Annotated in this window: 2 protein-coding genes; both read right to left on the bottom strand. The window is 71.8% G+C overall.

The genetic code is table 11. From position 1 onward, the window contains the following. On the bottom strand, nt 1-660 hold a 660-nt coding region (locus G6018_RS10390; RefSeq protein WP_182639549.1), incomplete at its 3' end, for an ABC transporter ATP-binding protein. 29 nt (nt 661-689) lie between these two features. Further along, a partial coding sequence (locus tag G6018_RS10385; RefSeq protein ID WP_241732046.1) for an ABC transporter permease occupies nt 690-1477 on the bottom strand: 788 nt, incomplete at its 5' end.

Raw genomic sequence — 1477 nt, 5'->3', positions numbered from 1 at the left:
TCCCCCGCCGCGGGGTCGGTCGATGGTCTCGGTGTGGCCGACGACGCCGTCGTCCAGGACGAGCACACGGTCGGCCAGGGCCACCGCCTCGTCGACGTCGTGCGTCACCAGCAGGACCCCGAGACCGTGGTGCGCCCACAGCCGCAGCAGGAGGCGGTGCATGGTGCGCCGGGTGAGGGCGTCGAGCGCGCCGAAGGGCTCGTCGAGCAGCAACAGCGACGGCTCGGCGACGAGCGCCCGGGCGAGCGAGGTCCGCTGCGCCTGCCCGCCGGAGAGTTCCCCCGGGTAGGCGCCCTCGCGGCCCCCGAGCCCCACCTCGGCGAGGATCCCGGTGACCCGGTCGGTCTTCTCCCCGCGTCCGACGTCGACCCGGTTGAGGCCGTGCCTGACGTTCTCGGCGACGGTGCGCCAGGGCAGCAGCCGGGAGTCCTGGAACACGACGGCCGGGGGGCCCTCGATGTGGACGCTCCCTCCGTCGAGCTCCCGGTCCAGTCCGGCGAGGATCCGCAGCGCGGTGGATTTGCCGCTACCGCTCCGACCGAGCAGGGCGACGATGTCGCCGCGGGGGATCGTCAGGTCGAGATCGCGGAGAACGACGGTGTCGCCGAAGCTGCGGGTGACATCTCGCAGCGCGCCCGCGGGGGCGAGGGTGGTGGTCATGACTGTGGCTCCTGGGTGGTGGTCGGTGGTCACCGGTAGTGGCGCAGCGCACGGGCCTCGGCGACGCGGACCACCGCGTCCGTGAGGATGCCGAGCAGCGCGTACACGACCAGGCCGACGATGATCACGTCGATCCGGAAGTAGTCGCGGGCGTTCATGATGAGGTAGCCGATGCCGTTGGTGGCGTTGAGCTGCTCGGCCACGATGAGCGTCAACCAGGCGATCGCGAGCGACTGCCGCACGCCGACCAGGACCTGGGGCGCGATCGACGGGAGGATCACCTCGGTGAGCCGCTGGCGTCGGCTGAATCCGAAGACCGTCGCCATGTCCTGCAGCCTGGGATCCACCTGCCGCAGGCCCGAGGCCGTGTTGAGGTAGATCGGGAAGACCACACCGAGTGCGATGAGCAGCACCTTCGGGGTCTCACCGATGCCGAACCACAGGATGAACAGCGGTATCAGCCCGAGGTGCGGCAACGCGCGGAGCATCTGGAGCGGGGGGTCGACGAGGGCGTCCGCGATCCGCGAGGTTCCGACGATCACCCCCAGGACGAGTCCGGCCACGGCCCCCAGGACGAACCCCTGGACCACGCGGACGCTCGAGACGGCCAGCGCGTCGGCGAGCTCACCTGAGGCGATGAGCTCCAGTGCGGAGGAGGCGATGAGCTGCGGGGCGGGAAGGATCCGCTCCGGCAGGATGCCGGTGGCTCCGGCGATCTGCCAGATGAGGATCAGTACGACGGGGCTGAGCCAGCGCAGCCAGGTGGTCCGGCGGCGGGGCCGGCGGCGGCCGACAGGGCCGCGCCCGGGAGCCGGCG

Source organism: Dietzia sp. DQ11-44 (genome assembly GCF_014145205.1).
Classification (GTDB): domain Bacteria; phylum Actinomycetota; class Actinomycetes; order Mycobacteriales; family Mycobacteriaceae; genus Dietzia; species Dietzia natronolimnaea.
This window is presented reverse-complemented; position numbering and strand designations above follow the sequence as displayed.